Source organism: Streptomyces sp. NPDC001709, assembly GCF_053596375.1.
In genome coordinates this window covers 1-14,519 of sequence record NZ_JBSFGB010000022.1, presented here as the reverse complement: position 1 = coordinate 14,519, position 14,519 = coordinate 1, and the positions used below count along the sequence as shown (strand labels likewise).

Sequence of the window (14,519 nt, the reverse complement as noted above, 5' to 3'; positions counted from 1 at the left end):
CTGGGCAGAGGGGAAGGGCCGGCGAGGGGGACGGCGGGTGGAGGGCGCGGGTGGGCCGGCCGGTCGGGACGCAGGGACGCGAGGGTGGCAGGGTGGAACGGATCTGCCGACGCAGTCGGGGGTGCGCCGGAGTCAGCGCGCCGGGTCGGCGGGGTGAGGGGCGACCAGCGGCAGCTGCGACGCCAGTCGCGCCTCGCAGAGCTCGGCCAGACGGTCGTAGCCGGCCTTGCCCATCAGTTCGGTCAGCTCGGCCCGGTAGGAGACGTACACCGGCTCGCCGGCGCCGTGTGCGGAGGTCGCCGAGGTGCACCACCAGTGCAGGTCATGGCCGCCCGGACCCCAGCCCCGGCGGTCGTACTCGCCGATCGAGACCTGGAGGACCCGGGTGTCGTCGGGGCGGTCGATCCAGTCGTACGTCCGCCGGATCGGCAGCTGCCAGCACACGTCCGGCTTGGTCTCCAGCGGCTCCCGGCCCTCCCGCAGCGCGAGGATGTGCAGCGAGCAGCCCGCGCCGCCCGCGAAACCGGGGCGGTTCTGGAAGATGCAGGAGCCGTTGTACGGGCGGGTCTGGCGGGAGCCCTCCTCGTCCTTGGAGACCCAGCCGTTCCGCGTGCCCTCCTCGTGGTGCTGCCAGATCTCCGGCGTGAGCCGTGCCACATGCTCGGCGACCCGCTTCTCGTCGTCCTCGTCCGAGAAGTGCGCCCCCAGCGAGCAGCACCCGTCGTCCGCGCGGCCGGCCTGGATGCCCTGGCAGCCGCTGCCGAAGATGCAGTTCCAGCGAGAGGTCAGCCATGTCAGATCGCAGCGGAAGACCTGCTCGTCGTCCGCAGGATCAGGAAACTCCACCCAGGCGCGCGCGAAATCGAGTCCCTTCTCGTCGCTCACCTTCGGGGCCTTCTCGGACTTCGTGGACTTCTTCGACATGGACGACGCCTTCGCCTGCGCAGAATCCTTCAATCCCTTGGAGGATTTGTGGTCCTTCGCCTTTTTCGTCTTCGGCACCTGTCCAGGGTAAATGGCCGAGGACCGCTCCGGGGACCGTGGACGAGGGATCTGGCAGTAGCGTTCCGTATATGAGACTCGGTGTCCTGGACGTGGGTTCGAACACGGTGCATCTGCTGGTGGTGGACGCCCACCCCGGCGCGCGCCCGCTGCCCGCGCATTCGCATAAGGCCGAACTTCGGCTCGCCCAACTGCTCGACGACAGCGGTGCCATAGGCGACGACGGCATCCACAAGTTGGTCGACGTCGTGCAGGACGCGCTCCAGGCCGCCGAGGACAAGGGTGTCGAGGACCTGCTGCCGTTCGCGACCTCCGCCGTCCGGGAAGCCACCAACGCCGATGACGTCCTCGCGCGCGTGGAGGAGGAGACCGGCGTACGGCTCCAGGTCGTCACCGGTCCGGAGGAGGCCCGCCTGACCTTCCTCGCCGTGCGCCGCTGGTTCGGCTGGTCCGCCGGGAAGCTGCTGGTCCTGGACATCGGCGGCGGCTCCCTGGAGATCGCCTACGGCATAGACGAGGAGCCGGACGCCGCCGTCTCCCTGCCGCTCGGCGCCGGCCGGCTCACCGCGGGCTGGCTGCCCGGCGACCCGCCCACCCCCGAGTCGGTACGCGCCCTGCGCCGCCACGTCCGCGCGGAGATCGCCCGCACGGTCGGCGAGTTCAGCCGCTTCGGCGCCCCCGACCACGTGGTCGCCACCTCCAAGACCTTCAAGCAGCTCGCCCGCATCGCCGGCGCCGCCCGCAGCGCCGAGGGCCTCTACGTCCAGCGCGAACTCAAGCGCGAGTCCCTGGAGGCCTGGGTCCCGCGCCTGGCCGGCATGACCGTGGAACAGCGCGGCGAGCTCCCGGGAGTCTCGGAGGGCAGATCCGGCCAGCTGCTCGCGGGTGCGCTGGTGGCCGAGGGCGCGATGGACCTGTTCGGCGTAGAAAGCCTGGAGATCTGTCCGTGGGCCCTGCGCGAGGGCGTGATCCTCCGGCGCCTTGATCACATGGGTTCCGCCTAGCGCCCCGAAAGGGACGCGGGCCGTATCGATATGCGGCTCCGCCGCGTGGGCGCGAGCGACCACGCCGCACACCGCACCCGCCCGAATGGCAAACCTCACAACGGCGAATAGGCACCCAACACCGGCACCATCCCACGCCGTAAGGTGACGGACGTGGCTGAACCAAGGGACGTGGACGTGCGGATCGCGCTGTCGACGGCCTCCGTGTACCCGGAGTCCACCGCGACGGCCTTCGAGATCGCCGCGCGCCTCGGGTACGACGGCGTCGAGGTCATGGTGTGGACCGACCCGGTCAGCCAGGACATCGAGGCGCTGCGCCGCCTGTCGGACTACCACGGCATCCCGATCCTGGCCGTCCACGCGCCCTGCCTGCTGATCACCCAGCGGGTCTGGTCGACGGACCCCTGGGTCAAGCTGCAGCGGGCCCAGGCGGCCGCCGAGAAGCTGGGTGCCTCCACCGTCGTTGTACACCCGCCCTTCCGCTGGCAGCGGCAGTACGCGCGCGACTTCGTCGACGGCATCTGGCGGATGGCGGGCGAGACGGACGTACGGTTCGCTGTCGAGAACATGTACCCGTGGCGCTACCGCGACCGCGAGATGCTCGCCTACGCCCCCGACTGGGACGTCACCCAGCACGACTACCGGCACTTCACGATCGACCTCAGCCACACGGCGACGGCTCGCGCGGACGCGCTGGACATGATCAACCGCATGGGCGACCGCCTCGGCCATGTGCACCTAGCCGACGGCCGCGGCTCGGCCAAGGACGAGCACCTGGTGCCCGGCCGCGGCACCCAGCCCTGTGCCGAGCTGCTGGAACACCTGACCCTGTCCGGGTTCGACGGCCACGTCGTCATCGAGGTCAACACCCGGCGGGCGATGTCCGGCGCCGAGCGCGAGGCCGACCTCGCCGAGGCCCTGGCCTTCACCCGCAAGCACCTGGCGTCGACGGTACGGGTGCCCCGGCCATGAACGAGTTTCCGGCCATGAGCGAGACCCCGTCGATGAGCCGGCCCGCGGCGGCGGGAGAGCCCCCGGCAACGGGTGAGTCTTCGGCTGCGGGGGGTCGCCGTGTCCCGGGTGCGGGCGAGTCTTCGGCTGCGGGGGATCGCCGTGCCCCGTCCGCGAGCGAGTCCCCGTCCGCGGCGGGTAGCCGTACCCCGGCAGCGGGTCGGCCCCTGGCCCCGGCGGCCGTGAACCAGCCCCCGGCGGGTCGCCGTGCCTCGTCCGCGAGCGAGCCCTCAGCCGCGGGGGATCGCCGTGCCTCGTCCGCAGCGGGGCGCCGTACCCCGGCGGCGGGTCAGCCCCCGGCCGACGTGAACCCGCCCCCGGCGAGCCGCCGTACCCCGTCCGCAAGCCACCCCCCAGCCCCAGCGGCGGCCGCGAATCCGGCCCCGTCGGGTAGCCCTGCCCCCGCCGCCGGCGAGCCCCCCGCCGGCGAGCCCCCCGCGTCGGCCGCCCGCCGCAGGGGCCGCCCGCCGCGTGCCGAGGCCGGTGACACCCGTGACCGCATCCTCTCCGCGGCCCGTGAGGAGTTCTCCGAGCGGGGGTACGAGAAGACGTCCGTGCGCGGTATCGCCAAGGCGGCCGGTGTCGACTCCGCGCTGGTCCACCACTACTTCGGCACCAAGGAGCAGGTCTTCGAGGCGGCCGTCTCCGTCGCCTTCGCGCCCGCGCTGAACGCCCCCGACGCGGTGGCCGCCGGCCCCCTGGACGGTGTGGGGGAGCGGCTGACCCGGTTCATCTTCGGCGTCTGGGAGAACCCCACGACCCGTACCCCGCTGCTGGCGATCGTCCGCTCGGCCGTCAACAACGACACCGCGGCCGCCGTGTTCCGCCGTCTGATCGCCTCCCAGCTGATGCGCCGCATCGCCGCCCAGGTGGACCTGCCGGACCCGGAACTGCGCGCCGAGCTGGCGGCCGCCCAGCTGGTGGGTACGGCGATGATGCGTTACGTGATCAAGCTGGAGCCGCTGGCGTCGGCGGACCTGGAGCAGATCATCGCGCGCGTCGCCCCCGTCGTACAGCACCACCTCACGGACAGGTGAAACACGCGTCCCGCATTCCGGACAACCGTGTCCAGCGTTTGGAGCACCGGCGTACGCTCGGAGACAGTCAGAACTCTCTGGCAGAAGGTCTTCGAAGGAGCGAGCGACGATGCCCGAGCTGAGGTCCCGCACAGTCACCCACGGCCGCAACATGGCGGGCGCCCGCGCCCTTATGCGCGCCTCCGGTGTACCCGGTGCGGACATCGGCCGGAAGCCGATCATCGCGGTCGCGAACTCCTTCACCGAGTTCGTGCCGGGCCACACCCACCTGCAGCCGGTTGGCCGGATCGTCAGCGAGGCGATCAAGGAGGCGGGCGGCATCCCGCGCGAGTTCAACACGATCGCCGTCGACGACGGCATCGCGATGGGGCATGGCGGGATGCTCTACTCGCTCCCCTCCCGCGACCTGATCGCGGACTCCGTGGAGTACATGGTGGAGGCCCACTGCGCCGACGCCCTGGTCTGCATCTCCAACTGCGACAAGATCACGCCGGGCATGCTGATGGCCGCCCTGCGCCTGAACATCCCGACGGTCTTCGTCTCCGGCGGCCCGATGGAGTCCGGCCGCGCCACGCTCGTGGACGGCACGGTCCGCACCCTCGACCTGGTCGACGCGATCTCCGACGCGGTCAACGACAAGATCTCCGACGAGGACATCCTCCGTATCGAGGAGAACGCCTGCCCGACCTGCGGCAGCTGTTCCGGCATGTTCACGGCCAACTCGATGAACTGCCTGACCGAGGCGATCGGCCTGTCCCTGCCGGGCAACGGCTCGGTCCTCGCCACCCACACCGCGCGCAAGCAGCTCTACGTCGACGCGGCGCACACCGTGATGGACATCACCCGCCGCTACTACGAGCAGGACGACGAGTCGGTCCTCCCGCTCAACATCGCGACGTTCGCGGCCTTCGAGAACGCCATGGCCCTGGACATCGCGATGGGCGGCTCCACGAACACGATCCTGCACCTGCTGGCCGCCGCCCAGGAGGCGGGCGTCCCCTTCGGCCTGGAGCAGATCGACGCCGTCTCCCGCCGGGTTCCGTGCCTGGCGAAGGTGGCGCCCAACGTCGCGAAGAACCGCACGTACTACATGGAGGACGTGCACCGCGCCGGCGGCATCCCGGCCCTGCTGGGCGAGCTGCACCGCGCGGGCCTGCTCAACGAGGACGTGCACGCCGTCCACAGCCCCTCCCTGGCCGACTGGCTGAAGACCTGGGACGTCCGCGGCGGCTCGCCTTCGCCGGAAGCGCTGGAGCTGTGGCACGCGGCCCCCGGCTGTGTGCGGTCCGCCGAGGCCTTCTCCCAGTCCGAGCGCTGGGAGGCCCTGGACGAGGACGCGGAGAACGGCTGCATCCGCAGCGCCGAGCACGCCTACTCCAAGGACGGCGGCCTCGCGGTCCTCAAGGGCAACCTCGCGGTCGACGGCTGCGTGGTGAAGACGGCGGGCGTGGACGAGTCGATCTGGACCTTCGAGGGCCCGGCGGTCGTCTGCGAGTCCCAGGAGGAGGCCGTCCAGCGGATCCTGACCCACGAGGTCAAGGAAGGCGACGTCGTCGTCATCCGCTACGAGGGCCCCAAGGGCGGCCCCGGCATGCAGGAGATGCTCTACCCGACCTCGTACCTGAAGGGCCGCGGCCTGGGCAAGAGCTGCGCCCTGATCACCGACGGCCGCTTCTCCGGCGGCACATCGGGTCTGTCGATCGGCCACGCCTCCCCCGAGGCGGCCTCCGGCGGCACCATCGCCCTGGTCCAGGACGGCGACCGCATCCGCATCGACATCCCCAACCGCACGATCGAGCTGCTCGTCGACGAGGCCGAACTGTCCCGCCGCGAACAGTCCCTGAACGGCGTCTACGCCCCCGGCAACCGCGACCGCAAGGTGTCGGCGGCACTGCGGGCCTACGCCGCGATGGCCACCAGCGCCGACAAGGGCGCGGTCCGGGACGTGACCAGGCTGGGCTGAACCCGCGCGTGAGAAGGGGCCGCTCCCGACGGGGGCGGCCCCTTGCGCACATCGGTGGGCGTCACCAGTCGGCCGGATTCCGCGCGGCCACCCCGAACACGGTGCCGTCGGGGGCACCGGCGTAGACATGGCCGTCGACGACCAGGGGTGCCGGCAGGTCGGCGGTGACCACGCCCGCGTCGGCGCCGAGCCGCGCCGGAGTCTGCCCGACGAGGCGTCCACCGCGCGCGTCGACGGCCAGCAGACGCCCGTCGGCCGCGCTGAAGTACACGTGCTCGGTGTCGGCGACCGGGGCCGAACCACGGCTGACGGACGTCTCCAGGTGCCACAGCAGCTTGCCGGCACCCAGGTCGACCGCCTCCAGTGAGCCGCCCGCGGCCAGCAGGTACACGGTGTCGCCGTGTGCGGTGGCCTGCGGGGACAGGCGCGGGACCGGGAGGGCCACCCGGCGCGAGGTCTTCGAGGCGGGTGTGTAGCGGACGACGGCGTTCGTGGCCCAGGTCTTGTCGACGGACAGGAAGAACAGGGACCCGCCCTGGCTGCCGACGGGGTTCAGCGTCCCGTCCAGCGAGGCGTCCCAGCGCACCGCACCCGTGTCCGGGTCCACGGCGGCCACGCGCGTGTGCGCCCCGTCCTGGGACGAGGTCGTCGCGTACGCCAGCGGATCCCCGGCGAACGAGGCGAGGGACGGCGTGCTGTAGCCGGGGAGGCGCCGGTGCCACTTCGTGCGGCCCGACCTGCCGTCCACCCCCGTGACCTTCCCGTCGGCGCCCGTGAGCAGCGCCGTACCGCCGGCGTACCGGACCGTCGTTCCGTGCGGCAGACGCCGCTTCCACACCTCGTCGCCGGAGCGCGGGTCGCGTGCCGTCAGCAGGGAGCCGCCGTCCGTGCAGAACTGCACGACGGAGTCGGCCGGAACCGGCGGTCCGCACGCGGGCCGGGCGGCGCCGGAACGCTGCCACAGGAGCTTTCCACCGACCGGGGAGAGGGCGAAAGCGGCACCGCTCTGTGCGCAGAACACCGTCCCCGCCCCGTACGAACACCGCGGCATCCCCGAGGCCTTGGGCGCCGGTCTGGCCTGCCAGGAGCTGAACGCGGCCGCCTTGGTGTGCGGGCTCGTACCGGTCGGCGCGGGGCCGCCGCCCCCGATCAGCTGGACGCAGGCCAGCGCGGCGGCCACGACGAGAGCGAGCGCCCCGGCGCCCACGGCCGCCTTACGGCCGAACCGCCGCTTGCCCCCCGACTCGGGCCGCTCCTCGGCGGGAGACCGCGGAACCGGCGCGTCGCCGCCCGTACGCTGCGCCGGTATGAACGCCTGCGTGTCGTACGAGGCCGCCACCGACCGCAGTTCCCGCATCAGCTCGTCAGGCGTCGGCCGGTCCTCGGGCTCCTTGGCCAGACAGCGCAGCACCAGCGGCACGAGGGACTCCGGCACCCCGGTGAGGTCCGGCTCGTCGTGCACCACCTGATAGGCGACGACATACGGGCTGTCGGAGTCGAACGGCCCGCGCCCGGTGGCCGCGTGCACCAGCACCGAGCCGAGCGCGAAGATGTCCGCGGCGGGCCCGACCTCACGCGGCCGCCGGAACTGCTCGGGCGCCATGAAGGGCGGCGTGCCGATCAACTTGCCGGTCTCGGTGCGCAGTTCGCTGTCCTTCGGCCGGGAGATGCCGAAGTCGATCACCTTCGGCCCGTCCTCGGCCAGCAGCACATTGCTCGGCTTCAGATCCCGGTGCACGACGCCGACCCGATGGATGTCGCGCAGCGCCTCGGCGAGCCCGGCCATGAGCCGCCGCAACTGCGACTCCGGCATCGGCCCGTTCCGCTTGACGTGCTCGGAGAGAGTGGGCCCGGCAATGAACAGCGTGGCCATCCAGGGCCGCTCGGCCTCCGGATCGGCATCCACGACGGACGCGGTGAAGGCGCCGCTCACCCTGCGGGCCGCGGCCACCTCCTGCCGGAAACGGCCCCGGAACTCGGGATCCCTGGCGAACTCGGCGTGTACGACCTTCACCGCGAGCTTCATCCCCGAGGTGCTGCGCGCCAGGTGGACGACGCCCATGCCACCGGAGCCCAAAGAGGACTCCAGACGGTAGTGACCGGCGTACTCGGGAAGTTCCGCTTCCGCGCCGGTCCCCGCGTCCCTGCGTGGCGCCATGGGACCACCCCCCGTGCTGTTCGTCCGCGCGCGCGACGCACGGAGCCTAGTCGATGACTCGTGCGAGACAGAGGCGGCTTGCTAGCCTGCGCGCGCGAGTCGCGCACACGTGTGCTGTGACCCGATCACGGGGATCACCGACACCCATGGCGACCATGGGGCTCAAGGGGGAGGTTTCACATGGCTGTTGACCGTGCAGAAGAGGTGGAAGCCGGTGCCGGAGACGGGGCGCTGACGGCGGAGACGGCCCTGCGCACGTACGCGGTCGCTCCGGGCGTCCGCCTGAACGTCCGCAGCGGTCCGGGCACCAGCTACGGCATCGTGCGCGTCCTGCCCGAGGGCGTACGTGTCCCGATCTTCTGCCAGGCCCCGGGCACCAAGGTCTCCGGCCCGTACGGCACGACGAACATCTGGGACAACATCGACAACGGCGAGTACGTCTCCGACGCCTATGTCCAGACCGGCAGCGACGGCTACGTCGCCTCGCGCTGCGGCTGACCCCGCCGGGAGCCCGCCCCTACCCGGCGCCATAATCGTTCCGTGAGCGACGAAACCGGCACCCCGGACACCGCGGCGGGCTCCTCGGGCGGTACGGCCCAGGGCGGCGGCCCCCGCCCCGAGCCCCTCCGCTTCTTCGGCACCACCTGGGTGAACCACGACAACGGCTACCCGGCCCGCCGCGCCGGCGTCGCCGTGGGCTCCCTCGCCGCCGCCGTCGCCTCCTGCCTGGTCCTCCGCTTCGCCTACGAGGGCATCCAGATCGCCGACACGGGCTCCTTCGTGACCGTGCTGATCATCGCGATGTTCGCGATCTGCAGCGCGCTCGCCTTCCGCAACACCTGGGAGGGCTTCGGCAAGCGCCACGACCCGCAGCGCCAGGCCTCCCTGCGCGGCCTGCTCGCCATCGGCTTCGTCGGTTCCCTCCTCGCCTACTTCTTCCGCTCGCTCACCGAGGCCCCCGGCGAGAAGCTGCACCGCGAGGAGTACGAAAAGGCGCGCGAGGAGTACGAGCGCCGCTCCTCCCGGCGCACCGGCAACCCGTCGAAGAAGAAGCGCCGCCGGTAACGGCCCACTCCGGCTGACGGGACGTGCCCCGCGGGCCCGAAGGTGAAAGCGCGCCCCGGCCCGGAAACCCGCTGTCGTCTTCTCCCCGGCTTCCCCACGATGGCCGTATGACCACGACACAACCCTCCTCGGCCGCGCCCTCGCACTCGGCACGCGCGCACTCCTTCAACTCCGCCGCCGCCCAGTACGCCGCGAACCGCCCCTCCTACCCACCCGCCCTCTTCGACACCGTCGAGGAACTGGCCGGCCGGTCCCTGTCCGGCGCCAGGGTCGTGGACGTCGGGGCCGGTACGGGCATCGCGACCGCCCTCCTGCACGCTCGCGGTGCCGACGTACTCGCCGTCGAACCCGGCGAGGGCATGGCCGCCGAGTTCCGCCGCGGGCTGCCGCACCTCCCGATCGTCCGCGGCAACGGCAACGCCCTCCCCGTCGCCGACGAGACGGCCGACTTCGTCACCTACGCCCAGGCCTGGCACTGGACCGACACCGCCCGCTCGGTGCCGGAGGCGCTGCGGGTGCTGCGGCCGGGCGGCGCGCTGGCGCTGTGGTGGAACGGCGACGCCCTGGACGTCGAGTGGATCGCCGAGGCCGCCCTCCGCGTCGGCCGCTTCTTCGGCGTGGACATCGCCGCCCAGAGGCGCGACGGCAGCCGCACGGAACTGGCCGACCCGAGCGGCCGTCTCCGGTTCAGCCGCCGCGAGGTCCGCTGGAGCCGCCGGGTCACGATCGACACCCATCTCGCCAACCTCGGCAGCCAGTCGGCGTTCCTCCTCACGCCCGAGGACCGCAGGACCGCCTTCCTGGAAGAGGAGCGCAACCACCTGCTGAAGGTCTTCCCGGACGGCATGGTCGAGGAGACCTACGACGTCCTCCTGCTCGTCGCCACCAAGCCCTGATCCGACACCACCCCCCCCAGCAGCGGCGACCCGGCTCCCCACCGGGTCGCCGTTTTCGTCTGCGCACGCCGGCCTTCCCCTTGACGGCGACGTGCCGCAGGCAGATTATTCACCGCATGATGAATTATGTGTCCGACCCACCCCACCCCACGGTCTCGGCCGCCGTCCACGCCGACGACCTCACCGTCGCCCGCGGCCCCCGCACGGTCCTGCACCACCTCCGCTTCACCGTCCCCCGCGGCCAGATCACCGGCCTGCTCGGCCCCTCCGGCTGCGGCAAATCCACCCTGATGCGCTCCATCGTCGGCACCCAGGCCAAGGTCACCGGCACCCTGAACGTCCTCGGCAAGCCCGCCGGCCACCCCACCCTGCGCAGCCGCATCGGCTACGTCACCCAGGCCCCCTCCGTCTACAACGACCTGACCGTCCGCCAGAACCTGGAGTACTACGCCGCGATCCTCGACCCCGGCCGCGCCGCCGCCGAACGCCGCCACGAACACGTCACCCGCGCCATCGCCGACGTCGACCTCACCAGCCACGCCACCGCCCTGGCCGGCAACCTCTCCGGCGGCCAGCGCAGCCGGGTCTCACTCGCCGTGGCCCTGCTCGGCACCCCCGAACTCCTCGTCCTGGACGAACCCACCGTCGGCCTCGACCCCGTCCTGCGCCGCGACCTGTGGAACCTCTTCCACGACATCGCCGCCACCCGCGGCGCCACCCTCCTCGTCTCCTCCCACGTCATGGACGAGGCCGAGCGCTGCCACCGCCTCCTCCTCATGCGCGAGGGCGAGATCCTCGCCGACGACACCCCCGACGCCCTGCGCACCCGCACCGGCACCGACACCGTCGAGGACGCGTTCCTCCGCCTCGTCGACGAAGCCGCCACCGCACACCGCACCCAGGAGACGACCCGATGACCCCCACGAGCCCGATGAGCCCGGTGAGTACGACCGCCCCCGCCGCCCCGGCCGGTGCGTTCAACACCTCCCGCACCACCGCCACCGCGGCCCGGGTCCTGCGCCAGCTCCGCCACGACCCGCGCACCATCGCGCTGATGATCCTCATCCCCTGCCTGATGCTGATCCTGCTGCGCTACGTCTTCGACGCCAGCCCCCGCACCTTCGACAACATCGGCGCGTCCCTGCTCGGCATCTTCCCGCTGATCACGATGTTCCTGGTCACCTCCATCGCCACCCTGCGCGAACGCACCTCCGGCACCCTCGAACGCCTCCTCGCCATGCCTCTCGGCAAGGCCGACCTCATCGCCGGCTACGCCCTCGCCTTCGGTGCCCTCGCCATCGTCCAGTCCGCCCTCGCCACCGGACTCGCCGTGTGGCTGCTCGACCTCGACGTCACCGGCTCACCCTGGCTGCTCCTCCTCGTCGCCCTCCTCGACGCCCTGCTCGGCACGGCCCTCGGTCTCTTCGTCTCGGCCTTCGCGGCCTCGGAATTCCAGGCGGTCCAGTTCATGCCCGCGGTGATCTTTCCCCAGCTCCTCCTCTGCGGCCTGTTCACTCCCCGTTCCGACATGCACCCCGTCCTCAGGGCCGTCTCCGACGTCCTGCCGATGTCGTACGCCGTCGACGGCATGAACCAGGTCCTCCACCACACCGACATGACGGCCACCTTCGTCAGGGACGTCCTGATCGTGGCGGGCTGCGCGGTCCTGGTCCTGGCGCTGGGGGCGGCCACGCTGCGGCGACGTACGGAGTAGGAGGCACCCCACCGGCGCGGGCAAGCCAAACCCGGCCCCGCCCGGCCCCGTTCCGCCCACCGGACAACCGACCCGCACAGCTCACCCCGGTGCGAAACTGAGCCCCATGAGCCAGAAAGTCGCAGTCCTCGGCACCGGCAAGATCGGCGAAGCCCTGCTCAGCGGAATGATCCGGGCCGGCTGGGCGCCGGCCGACCTACTGGTCACCGCTCGCCGCCCCGAACGCGCCGAAGAACTCCGCACCCGCTACGGAGTCACCCCGGTCAGCAACACCGAGGCCGCCAAGACCGCCGACACCCTCATCCTCACGGTCAAGCCGCAGGACATGGGCACCCTCCTGGACGAGCTGGCCCCGCACGTCCCCGCCGACCGCCTGGTCATCAGCGGCGCCGCCGGTATCCCCACCTCCTTCTTCGAGGAGCGCCTGGCCGCAGGCACCCCGGTCGTCCGTGTCATGACCAACACCCCGGCCCTCGTCGACGAGGCGATGTCGGTCATCTCCGCCGGCAGCCACGCCAACGAGGACCACCTCGCGCATGCCGAGGAGATCTTCGGTGCCGTCGGCAAGACACTCCGCGTCCCCGAGACCCAGCAGGACGCCTGCACCGCCCTGTCCGGCTCCGGCCCCGCGTACTTCTTCTATCTGGTCGAGGCCATGACCGACGCCGGCATCCTGCTCGGCCTGCCCCGCGACAAGGCCCACGACCTCATCGTCCAGTCCGCCATCGGCGCCGCCGTGATGCTCCGCGACAGCGGCGAACACCCCGTCAAGCTCCGGGAGAACGTCACCTCCCCGGCCGGCACGACGATCAGCGCCATCCGCGAACTGGAGAACCACGGCGTACGAGCCGCCCTCATCGCCGCCCTGGAAGCCGCCCGCGACCGCAGCCGCGAACTCGCCTCCGGCAAGAAGGACTGACCCGGTGCCGGGGGCGGGCGACGGCTCACAGCCGGCCGCCCGCCCCCGTGCGCACGGGCCCACGCGCACGAGCCCACACAGACAGGTCCTACAGACCAGGCCCCACAGACCAGGCCCTAAAGGCCGGCCGCGCTCAACGTCGTCTCGGCCGTCTCGAACAACGGCGGCAACAGCCCGATCGCCCGGTAGGCCCCGTCGACGGTCGGCCGAGCCATCGCCCTCGCTTTCTCCGCACCATCCCGCAGCACCCCCTCCACATAGGCAGGATCCGCGCACAGCTCCCTGTGCCTGGCCTGCACGGGCCCGAGGACCTCCACCACGGCCTCCGCGGTGTCCTTCTTCAAAGCGCCGTACGAGTCGTAAACGGCCGACAGTGACTCAGGGTTCCCACCCGTGCACGCAGCGAGAATCTCCAGCAGATTCGCGACCCCCGGCCGCCCCTCCCGGTCGTACTCCACGTCCCGCCCGCTGTCGGTGACGGCACGCATGACCTTCTTCCGTACGACATCCGGCTCGTCGAGCAGATAGACGACCCCCAGACCCGAGTCGTCCGACTTGCCCATCTTCGACGCCGGGTTCTGCAGATTCATCACCCGCGCCGCGACCCCCGGACGGGTCGCCTTCGGCACCACGAACGTGTGCCCGTACCGCTGGTTGAACCGCACCGCCAGATCCCGCGCCAGCTCGACGTGCTGCACCTGGTCGTCCCCGACCGGCACCTCGTGCGCGCCGTACCCGAGGATGTCCGCCGCCATCAGCACCGGATACGTCAGCAGCGACAGCCGCACGCTCCCACCGCGCTCCCGCTCCCGCGCGGCCTTCTCCCTGTACTGGATCATCCGGCGCATCTCACCGTCGGTCGCCACGCACTCCAGCAGATACGACAGCCTCGTGTGCTCGTCGACATGGCTCTGCAGGAACACGGTGCACACCTCGGGATCGAGCCCGGCGGCCAGCATCAGCGTCGCCGTCTGCCTACTGAGCCTGCGCACCCGCGCCGGATCGTGCTCCACGGTCAGGGCATGCAGATCCACGACGCAGAACACCGAGTCGGACCGATGCTGGTCCGTCTCGGCCCAGCGCCGCATGGCGCCCAGGTAGTTGCCCAGCGTCAGGTGCCCGGTCGGCTGAATCCCGCTGAAGACCCGCGTCATCTCCACTCCACCTCCTGATCGGGACCGCCGCTCCTGCGGCCGGCCCCCGGAGTCCGGAGGAGATACGAGAACGGCCGCCGAGGCGGCGGCCGTTGGATGCATACGTGAGCGCGGCCGCCGTCAGGCGGCCCACCAAAGCTGGGTACACGTACGCGTAGTCATGTCGCCCAGCGTACGCCTCCGGAGTGGTCTCGGCACCAGAGTTGACACACCCCACGCCGGTCCGTAGTGTTCTCCGAGTTGTCCGACGTGAGCGCCGACCCCGGTCGGTCCCCGGACAGCCATTCCGCAAGTCCCCACCAGCAATCGACGCTTCGGCGCCGACTGTTTTGGCGTGCGCATTTGCGAAATGAGGAATCCGCGTTCGAAAGAACGCAGCCCCCGATTAGCTCGGGAGCACGGAATCCGCTAAAGTCTCACTCGTCGGAACGGCCCAGCGGCCGAGAAGACAAGCCCCCTGACTGGGAGTCAGACGCCGAAAGGATCTGATAGAGTCGGAACCGCCGGAAAGGGAAACGCGAGAGCGGGAACCTGGAAAGCACCGAGGAAATCGGATCGAGAAAAGATCTGATAGAGTCGGAAACGCAAGACCGAAG

At 71.3% G+C, this 14,519-nt stretch carries 13 protein-coding genes; 10 read left to right on the top strand and 3 right to left on the bottom strand.

Annotated elements, in window-relative coordinates:
• Positions 1 to 132: 132 nt before the first annotated feature.
• The gene (locus tag ACWC0C_RS28800) at positions 133 to 1,002 is read right to left on the bottom strand and encodes a hypothetical protein (protein WP_449198641.1); all 870 of its coding nucleotides are present in this window, start codon (positions 1,000 to 1,002) and stop codon (positions 133 to 135) included.
• Between the two features lie 71 nt (positions 1,003 to 1,073).
• Between ACWC0C_RS28800 and ACWC0C_RS28795 the strand changes: the two genes are divergently transcribed.
• The 4 genes from ACWC0C_RS28795 to ilvD all read left to right on the top strand — a co-directional run bounded on the left by ACWC0C_RS28795 (position 1,074) and on the right by ilvD (position 6,017).
• The gene (locus ACWC0C_RS28795) at positions 1,074 to 2,006 is read left to right on the top strand and encodes a Ppx/GppA phosphatase family protein (RefSeq protein WP_449198642.1); all 933 of its coding nucleotides are present in this window, start codon (positions 1,074 to 1,076) and stop codon (positions 2,004 to 2,006) included.
• Positions 2,007 to 2,159: 153 nt separating this feature from the next.
• The gene (locus ACWC0C_RS28790) at positions 2,160 to 2,978 is read left to right on the top strand and encodes a sugar phosphate isomerase/epimerase family protein (RefSeq protein ID WP_450866862.1); all 819 of its coding nucleotides are present in this window, start codon (positions 2,160 to 2,162) and stop codon (positions 2,976 to 2,978) included.
• Between the two features lie 344 nt (positions 2,979 to 3,322).
• Positions 3,323 to 4,054 (top strand): TetR/AcrR family transcriptional regulator, encoded by a 732-nt coding sequence (locus ACWC0C_RS28785; protein ID WP_450866860.1) that lies wholly within the window; start codon positions 3,323 to 3,325, stop codon positions 4,052 to 4,054.
• Positions 4,055 to 4,163: 109 nt separating this feature from the next.
• Positions 4,164 to 6,017 carry a dihydroxy-acid dehydratase gene (gene ilvD, locus ACWC0C_RS28780; protein WP_449198645.1) on the top strand — a complete coding sequence of 618 codons (1,854 nt, stop codon included), beginning with the start codon at positions 4,164 to 4,166 and terminating at the stop codon, positions 6,015 to 6,017.
• Positions 6,018 to 6,078: 61 nt separating this feature from the next.
• Here ilvD and ACWC0C_RS28775 read toward each other — a convergent pair whose 3' ends face one another.
• A complete protein-coding gene (locus tag ACWC0C_RS28775) occupies positions 6,079 to 8,175 on the bottom strand; it encodes a serine/threonine-protein kinase (protein ID WP_450866858.1) in 2,097 nt (698 codons plus the stop codon).
• Between the two features lie 180 nt (positions 8,176 to 8,355).
• On the opposite strand from ACWC0C_RS28775, the gene ACWC0C_RS28770 reads away from it, so the two are divergent.
• The 6 genes from ACWC0C_RS28770 (at position 8,356) to proC (ending at position 12,769) form a co-directional block, all read left to right on the top strand.
• Complete coding sequence (locus ACWC0C_RS28770; RefSeq protein ID WP_449198647.1) at positions 8,356 to 8,673, top strand: SH3 domain-containing protein; 318 nt, start codon at positions 8,356 to 8,358, stop codon at positions 8,671 to 8,673.
• A 42-nt stretch (positions 8,674 to 8,715) separates the two neighbouring features.
• Positions 8,716 to 9,240 (top strand): EamA/RhaT family transporter, encoded by a 525-nt coding sequence (locus ACWC0C_RS28765; protein WP_449198648.1) that lies wholly within the window; start codon positions 8,716 to 8,718, stop codon positions 9,238 to 9,240.
• A gap of 107 nt (positions 9,241 to 9,347) precedes the next feature.
• The gene (locus tag ACWC0C_RS28760) at positions 9,348 to 10,136 is read left to right on the top strand and encodes a class I SAM-dependent methyltransferase (protein WP_450866857.1); all 789 of its coding nucleotides are present in this window, start codon (positions 9,348 to 9,350) and stop codon (positions 10,134 to 10,136) included.
• Between the two features lie 116 nt (positions 10,137 to 10,252).
• Entirely contained in the window at positions 10,253 to 11,053 is an 801-nt protein-coding gene (locus ACWC0C_RS28755) for an ABC transporter ATP-binding protein (protein WP_450866855.1), read from the top strand.
• On the top strand, positions 11,050 to 11,850 hold the full coding sequence (locus tag ACWC0C_RS28750; protein ID WP_450866853.1) for an ABC transporter permease: 801 nt from the start codon (positions 11,050 to 11,052) through the stop codon (positions 11,848 to 11,850). The genes ACWC0C_RS28755 and ACWC0C_RS28750 overlap by 4 nt, the downstream gene beginning before the upstream one ends.
• Positions 11,851 to 11,956: 106 nt before the next feature.
• Entirely contained in the window at positions 11,957 to 12,769 is an 813-nt protein-coding gene (gene proC, locus ACWC0C_RS28745) for a pyrroline-5-carboxylate reductase (RefSeq protein WP_450866851.1), read from the top strand.
• 116 nt (positions 12,770 to 12,885) lie between these two features.
• On the opposite strand, the gene trpS is transcribed toward proC, so the two are convergent.
• Entirely contained in the window at positions 12,886 to 13,923 is a 1,038-nt protein-coding gene (gene trpS / locus ACWC0C_RS28740; protein WP_450866849.1) for a tryptophan--tRNA ligase, read from the bottom strand.
• Between the last annotated feature and the right edge of the window lie 596 nt (positions 13,924 to 14,519).